The following is a 7,375-nucleotide window of genomic DNA, read 5'->3' on the forward strand; positions in this document are numbered from 1 at the left end:
TGTTTCACTTTACTTATCTGTGGCAAACGCCTGCCATTTCGGCACCATGCGCCACAACACCAGCGCTGCGGCTACCACCAGAACCGTCGCCACCACCATCGCCAGATGCATCCCCGAGATGAACCATTGCGGCTGGTCGGCGGGAAAAGTCACGACCCGGCGGCCTGCGATCGCGCTCATGCGCGAAAACAACAATGTCGTCGTGACGCTGGTGCCGGCGACCATCCCCAGGTTGCGGGCCAAGGCGTTGAAGCTGCCGGCGACGCCTAGTTGAGCTTTGGGGACGACCGACATCACGATGTCGCCGATCGGTGATTGGAAGATACCGCCACCGATCCCTAACAACACCGTGATGCCAGCGAAGATCCACAGCGGACTGCTCAGCGCCAAGAACCAATACGCACCGCTACCCACGGCGATGATGGCGACCCCCACAAGCGCCACCACCGCCACATTCAACTTATCTGCGAGGATGCCGCCAAGCGGCGCACAAAACACCATCATCAGCGGATACAACGTCAACAGCGCCCCGGAAACCCCAGGCGACAGGTGCAACGCGTCTTCGAGGTAAAACGGCATCAACACCGTCGTGAAAAACTGCGCCATAAACACCAAAAACACCGTCACCACCCCGAGCGTAAAAATCTGGTTGCGAAAAATCGCCAAGCCCAGCAGCGGCGTCTCGGTGTGTCGCTCGCGCACCAAAAAGCCGCCTAATGCGATCACGGCGATTGCCAACAACCCCACGACCAACGGCGCCGTGAAGCCATCGGTTTGGCTGAGATTCAGCCCCCAAAAGCCGGCGGCGATCGCAACGGCCTGCAACAGCGCACCTAACCCATCGAAGTGTTGGGGCATCGGCACCCCATTGCCCATCGCCCACAACGCCAACCCCAAGGCCACCAGACCAAAGGGCACGTTGATCCAAAACAACACCGGCCACTGGGCGACCGACAGCACCAAGCCACCGACCGCCGGCCCGGCGACGCTTCCTAGCGCCACGAAGGTCCCGACAAACCCCATCGCCTTGCCGCGCTCTTGGGCGTCAAAACTCGAGGTCACGATGCCATAGGTGTTGGCCAGCGTCATCGAAGCCCCTGTGGCCTGCACGATCCGCGCGAAGATCAAAAAGCCGAATCCCAGATCGATCCCGGCCAGCACCGACCCGATGATGAACCCGCCGGTGCCCCACTTGAAGATCCGCGGTTTGCCGATCAGGTCACCGAGTTTGCCAAACGGCAACAACAGCGCGCTTAACACGATCAGATACACCGAGGTCGCCCAGACCATCCGGCTGGCCGAAACCCCCAGGCTTTTGGCCATCACCGGCACGGCGATGTTGACCACCGAGCCATCCAGATTCGTCATGAACGCAAAAAAGCCCAATGCCGTCAGCGCCCACCAACGTCTTGCATGTGCAACTTCCATAATAATGCCTTCTCTTTCTCACTCCCAAACTTGGGCTCATTATAACAAAGGTCGGCCGAGATTGCTGGCTTGGCGCTCGCATGGCCAGCACTTGCCATTATGAGACGAATGCGCTACGTTGGAATTGATAAAGGAGTGAACACTTATGAAAAAGATTCAAATCGGTAACACCCACATGCAGGCTTCTGCCATCGCGCTGGGCATCATGCGCATGGACCAACTCAGCGTCCAAGACGCCGCAACGATCCTGAAAACCGCCAAGGCCAACGGCATCAACTTCATCGATTCCGCAGACATCTACGGTGACGGCAAATCCGAAACCGTTTTTGCCCAGGCGATGCAAGCCGCCGGGCTCACCCGCGATGACTTTTATATCCAATCCAAAGGCGGCATCGTCTTAGACCCTGCGCGCAGCCACGACGGGCTCGTGTTCGGCAAGCGCTATGACTTTTCCAAACAACACATCCTGGCTGCCGTCGATGGCATTCTGCAGCGGCTGCACATCGATTACCTCGACAGCTTCTTGTTGCACCGGCCAGATCCGCTGATGCAACTGGACGACGTGGCCGAAGCGTTCGACGCGCTGCAGACCCAAGGCAAGGTGCGGCACTTCGGGGTGTCGAACTTCAACCCGCAACAAGTCTCGATGTTGCAAGACGTCCTCAGCCAGAAGCTGGTCATCAACCAGCTGCAGTTCGGGCTGATGCACACGGGCGCCATCGATGCCGGGATGCACGTGAACATGCAAGACGCCGACAGCATCGACCATGACGGCGGCATGTTGGAATATTCTCGCCGCAAGCACATGACCGTGCAGGCCTGGTCGCCGTTTCAAACCGGCATGTTTGGCGGCGTGTTCGTCGACAACCCGAAGTTCCCGGAACTCAACGACGCTTTGCAGCGTGTCGCCGACGCCCACCACGTCACCAAAAACGCCATCGCCACCGCTTGGATCTTGCGGCATCCGGCCAACATCCAGGTGATCTTGGGCACCATGAACCCCAAGCACCTCGAAGAAAGCGCGGCCGGCGGTGACGTCGTGCTGACCCGCCAAGAATGGTACGACTTGTACCTGGCGGCCGGCCACATTTTGCCATAAACGTAGCTTAGCCTCACGCCAAACCTATCAGTGGTTTGGCGTGAGGCTTTTTTGGTGGCAAGCACCATCCTGGCGTCGCTTGACTTGATTTTGATACGCTTAAGGTATCACAACAAAGGAGGCGCGCCATGATTTCATCGTATGTCTTAAAAGACGGCCGCGTGCAACCCAGCGACGCTGACGGCCGCAACATCATCATCTTAGAAAACACCGCAGACGAAGAAGAACACGAGCTGGCAGACCGCTTCGACTTGCCGCACGATCTGTTTGCCGCAGACGAAGAAGCCGTCGAAGTCACGCGCTTTGAAAAGCTGGCCAACACCGCCTTGGCAGATGCCCGTTCGCTGGTGCTGATGGATCTCGCCGGCGAAGAAGATTCAGCGATCGAAACGCGGCTGGAGCCGGTGACCGTCGTGCTCGCAGAAGACCTGCTCATCATTCATTTTGCCAAAACCTCGACGCTGTGGCAGAACCTGTTGGACCGCGACGACCGCTTTGATGATTTTGAGGAACTGCTGGGCAAAATGTTGCTACGGATCTATGTTCATTTTCTGCTCGAGCTTGAAGCCACCAAGAAACAGATCGACGCGTTGGATCAAGCGGCGCGCACGACCACCAAAAACCAGGAGCTGTTCAACCTCGCAGACACCGTGCGCAAAGTCGTGTTCTTAGACCACACCTTGCAAGACATGGCGCTGACCGTCAACGCGCTGCTGGCAGACGACCACTTCTTGACCGGCGAGGCCAACGCCACGCTGGTTTATCGCATCCAGCTGCGCGAGCGCCAGGCCAAGAAAATGATCGCCTTATACCGCGACTTGCTCGAGGCGATCGGCGGCTTGTTCAGCGACATGATGGACAACAACTTGAACCACCTGATGAAATATCTCGATTCCGCCGCCTTGGTGGTCGCCGTGCCGGCTTTGGTGTCGGGGCTGTGGGGGATGAACACCGGCGGCCTGCCGGGCAAAGACTCTACCATCGGCTTTGTCATCATGTTTCTGATCGCCCTCGGCCTGGGCGTGTTGACCGCAGTGCACCTGTCACGCAAAGATTATTCCCAATCATAACTTTTTTTATTCCCCACTTGTCATACCGTCTGGCATCGATTACAATTTATTAAAAAATAATGAAGACGGGGTTAAACTGACGTGAAAGCCTTACGAAATTACCGGAGTACGTTTCTCTTGTTGGGTGGTGTGATCATTGGCGGCGTGGTTGGGGCCGTGGTCGGGAAAAAAGCCATCGTGCTACAGCCTTTTGGCGAATTGTTTCTGAACCTGATGTACATGCTGCTGATCCCTTTGATCTTTTTTTCCATCGCCAGCGCGATCGGCCAGATGGGCAACAAGGCCCGGCTGGGCAAGATCCTCGGGGCGACCATCGGGGTGTTTTTGTTCACCGCGTTGACCGCCACGATCGTCGGCTACATCGGGGTGCGACTTTTCCCGCTGGTCCAAGCCAGCGACCTGCCACACCTCAAGGCGATGATGGGCGACGTCAAAAGCACCCCAACCAGCACCCCGATGTTGCAACAGATCGTCGAGCTGTTCACCGTCGATGATTTCACCAAGCTGCTGTCGAAATCACACATGCTGGCCACGATCGTGTTCTCGTTGCTTGTGGGGATCGCCACGAGTGCCAGCGGCAAGGCCGGCGAGCCGGCACGCAAACTCTTGGCTTCCGGCAACGCGGTCGTGCTCAAAGCGGTGTCGTTTGTCATGATGTATGCCCCGTTTGGATTGGCTTGCTACTTCGCCGGCGTCGTCGGGACGCTAGGCAGCCAGATCGTCGGCGGCTATCTGCGCAGCTTCGTGCTGTATCTCGCCTTGACGGTCGTGTATTTCTTCGGATTCACCACCTTGTACGCCGGTTTGGCCAACGGCAAGGCCGGGATCAAGGCATATTGGCGCCACGTGTCGATCCCGGCGATCACCGCCATCGCAACCAGCTCCAGTGCCGCGTGCATCCCGGTCAACTTGACGGCAGCAAGAGACATTGGCGTGGCGCCCGACATCGTCGACACCGTGATCCCGCTGGGGGCCAACATCCATAAAGACGGCTCGGCCATCGGCGGCGTCTTTAAAGTTTCCTTCTTGTTTCTCTTGTTTGGTCACAGCATTACCTCGCCTAGCGCGATCCTGGCGATCATCGCCGGTGGCTTCTTCGTCGGCGCGGTCATGGGCGCCGTCCCTGTCGGGGGCATGATCGCAGAAACGCTGATCGTCACCATGTTCGGTTACCCGACCGATACGATCCCGTTGTTGATCGTCATCTCAACGATCATCGACGTGCCGGCGACCTTATTAAACTCGACCGGCAACGTCGCCAGCTCGATGCTGGTCCAGCGGCTGGTCGAAGGCCGCAAAGCCAAAAAGGCCACCCACCAAGCAATCTCTCAATAACTCTGATGCCAGCGGTTGGCAACGCCTGTAACGGCGGTGCCTCGCTGGCTTTTTTGGGTGCGAATCCAGCCAATCTTAACCTTTCGTTAACCGCCACCTGCCTCGATCAGGGTTACGCTAGAAGTAGCTTTCTTTACTTGCCCGCTGTGCCGTGGCAAACTGATAACAGCAGCTTTGCTGATTTGAACCAACGCTGGAGGAATATTCTTTTGAAAACAACCATACTACTAGTTGAAGATGAAGCAGGACTTGCAGATTCATTGACCACCGAATTTGAACTGGAAGACTTCAATGTGATCTGTGCCAAAGACGGCCTGGAAGCGTTGAAGTTGTTTCATGACAACGAAGCCGTGGTGAATCTGATCATTTTAGATTGGATGTTACCGCGCCTAGACGGGTTCAGTGTCTTGCGTCGGATCCGCAAAACCAGTCAGATCCCGATCATCATGTTGACGGCGCGCGATTACATCGGCGATAAGGTCGCCGGGTTGACCGGCGGCGCCGACGATTACGTCACCAAGCCGTTTGAGATGGAAGAGCTGCTGGCGCGCATCGAAGTCGCCTTGCGTCACAGCGAGCCGGCACCCACCACCGCGGCCAGCTACACCGTCGCGGACTTGACGGTGAACACCGACACCAAGCGCGTGACCCGCGGCGGCAACATCATCCCGTTGACCCAGCGCGAATACGAACTGCTGGTGGCGCTGATCGCCAACCAAAACGAACCGTGTTCCAGAGAATCGTTGTTAGATGAAGTCTGGGGCGTCGATTTTGACGGCCAGCCCAACATCTTAGACGTGTACGTCCGCAACCTGCGCAGCAAAATCGACAACAACGCCAGCAAGCTGATCCACACGGTACGCGGCGTCGGGTACATGCTTTCTGATCAGGTCGCAGCGGAGTAACTCATGAAAAAACGTAATCAGTCCAGCGCGGCGATCATGCTCCGCAGCTTGATCATGTTGATCGTCGGCGTGACCGTCACGTTGGGCGTCTTGATCGTTGTCGCCGTCGGCCATCAGCTGCTAGAAGAGGTCAGCACCACCACAGACCACATCACCTCCAGCCTCAAAAAAGCCGTGATCGACGGCAACAACGACTGGGAAGACTGGCGCCGCAACAGCACGCTAGACACCAGCGCCAGCTACGTGATGGTGCACAACAAGCGCAAAGACGCCAAGGTCAAGCGCTATCTGTCGCCGCACACCGACACCATCTTGAAGGTCAAACCGATCAAGGTGCCGCTGTTGACGCATGTGTATTACCGCCCGAAGATCGGGTTTCTCTACCACCGGCTGGTGCATTCACGCGGCATCTATTACACCTTGTGGCAAAGCATGGAGCCGCAGCTGAAGGTGTTGGGGCGGGTCATGCAGATCACCGCGTTTTTGCTGGTGTTAACCTTGATTCTCGCGCCGCTATACATCCAGCGGCTGGTCAAGCGGCTGACGGATCCGCTGTCTGCCTTGTCGCACACGACGCAAGTGATCGCGACGGCCAAAGAGCCTGGCGCCATGCAGCTGCCGGTGCCGAAGCAGCCGACCGAAGTCACCGAGCTGGCCAAGAATTTCAACGAACTGCTGAGCATGCTCAACGAGCGCCAAGAACAACAGAAACTTTTCGTCATGAACGCCGCGCATGAACTGCGCACGCCGATCGCCACGATCCGCAGCCACTCGCAGCTGATCGAACGCCACGGCGAAGCCCATCCGGAGATCATCGCCAAATCCGTGCGCTACATCACCGAAGAATCTCGGCAGATGCAACAGCTGATCGATGAGCTCCTGCAGCTGTCGCGCGCAGATTGCCTGGCGCTGGATCTGCAACCGCTCGATCTCAGCGCCGCGTTGCAACATATCATGCACAAGCTGAGCGGGACTTTTCCCCAAACCGTCACCACTGCCATCACGCCGGATATCCACGTTCAAGGCAATCAAAGCGCCCTTGAGCAGATCGTCTTGAACCTGGTGACCAACGCGTCAAAATACTCGCCTGCCACCAGCCAGATCACGGTGACCCTGACGCAAAACGACGCCGGTGCGCCGGTGATTGCCGTCAGCGATCAAGGTAGCGGCATCAGCGACGAAGACAAAGCCCATATCTTCGAGCGTTTCTATCGCAGCGCCGACGTGCGCGGCACCGTCGCCGGCACCGGCTTGGGGCTGGCGATCGCCACGCAACTGGCGACGCTGACCAACAGCAAGCTGACCGTCGCCGACAACCAACCGCAAGGCACGGTGTTCAGCCTGATCTTGCCCAACTCATCGAACCATTGATCCACGCCTTGGCCTCACCGCCAAGGCGTTTTTTTGTTGTGACGAATTGTCAACTCAAGTGCAACTTTTTACCCATGAAGACTTCTGATGGCGTCTTCCAGCCTAAGACCTTGCGTGGTCGATTATTCAGTTGTTCAATGTAAGTCTCAATTTCCTGGTCGCTCTGA

The 7,375-nt window shown here is 57.3% G+C and carries 6 protein-coding genes and 1 pseudogene; 5 read left to right on the plus strand and 2 right to left on the minus strand.

The features are described 5' to 3' along the window. Nucleotides 1-9 precede the first annotated feature (9 nt). A complete protein-coding gene (locus ACYVRB_RS11440; RefSeq protein WP_461215487.1) occupies nt 10-1,428 on the minus strand; it encodes an MFS transporter in 1,419 nt (472 codons plus the stop codon). Between the two features lie 145 nt (nt 1,429-1,573). Here ACYVRB_RS11440 and ACYVRB_RS11445 point away from each other — a divergent pair, with 145 nt between their 5' ends. The 5 genes from ACYVRB_RS11445 (at nt 1,574) to ACYVRB_RS11465 (ending at nt 7,208) form a co-directional block, all read left to right on the plus strand. Beyond that, complete coding sequence (locus ACYVRB_RS11445) at nt 1,574-2,527, plus strand: aldo/keto reductase (protein ID WP_461215488.1); 954 nt, start codon at nt 1,574-1,576, stop codon at nt 2,525-2,527. Nucleotides 2,528-2,655: 128 nt separating this feature from the next. Then, complete coding sequence (locus ACYVRB_RS11450; protein ID WP_461215489.1) at nt 2,656-3,597, plus strand: magnesium transporter CorA family protein; 942 nt, start codon at nt 2,656-2,658, stop codon at nt 3,595-3,597. Between the two features lie 81 nt (nt 3,598-3,678). Further along, entirely contained in the window at nt 3,679-4,932 is a 1,254-nt protein-coding gene (locus ACYVRB_RS11455; protein ID WP_461215490.1) for a dicarboxylate/amino acid:cation symporter, read from the plus strand. Between the two features lie 209 nt (nt 4,933-5,141). Continuing rightward, nucleotides 5,142-5,837 carry a response regulator transcription factor gene (locus ACYVRB_RS11460; RefSeq protein ID WP_461215491.1) on the plus strand — a complete coding sequence of 232 codons (696 nt, stop codon included), beginning with the start codon at nt 5,142-5,144 and terminating at the stop codon, nt 5,835-5,837. A gap of 3 nt (nt 5,838-5,840) precedes the next feature. After that, nucleotides 5,841-7,208, plus strand: coding sequence for a sensor histidine kinase (locus ACYVRB_RS11465; protein ID WP_461215492.1), 1,368 nt, complete (start codon nt 5,841-5,843; stop codon nt 7,206-7,208). A gap of 49 nt (nt 7,209-7,257) precedes the next feature. On the opposite strand, the pseudogene ACYVRB_RS11470 reads toward ACYVRB_RS11465, so the two are convergent. After that, nucleotides 7,258-7,375 (minus strand): annotated as a pseudogene (locus tag ACYVRB_RS11470) (IS30 family transposase); the annotation flags it as partial.

It is taken from the genome of Lacticaseibacillus boliensis, assembly GCF_054784775.1.

Coding starts and splice junctions, on each gene's coding strand:
- ACYVRB_RS11440 (WP_461215487.1), bottom strand. CDS start 1,428: ATGGAAGTTGCACATGCAAGACGTTGGTGGGCGCTGACGGCATTGGGC.
- ACYVRB_RS11445 (WP_461215488.1), top strand. CDS start 1,574: ATGAAAAAGATTCAAATCGGTAACACCCACATGCAGGCTTCTGCCATC.
- ACYVRB_RS11450 (WP_461215489.1), top strand. CDS start 2,656: ATGATTTCATCGTATGTCTTAAAAGACGGCCGCGTGCAACCCAGCGAC.
- ACYVRB_RS11465 (WP_461215492.1), top strand. CDS start 5,841: ATGAAAAAACGTAATCAGTCCAGCGCGGCGATCATGCTCCGCAGCTTG.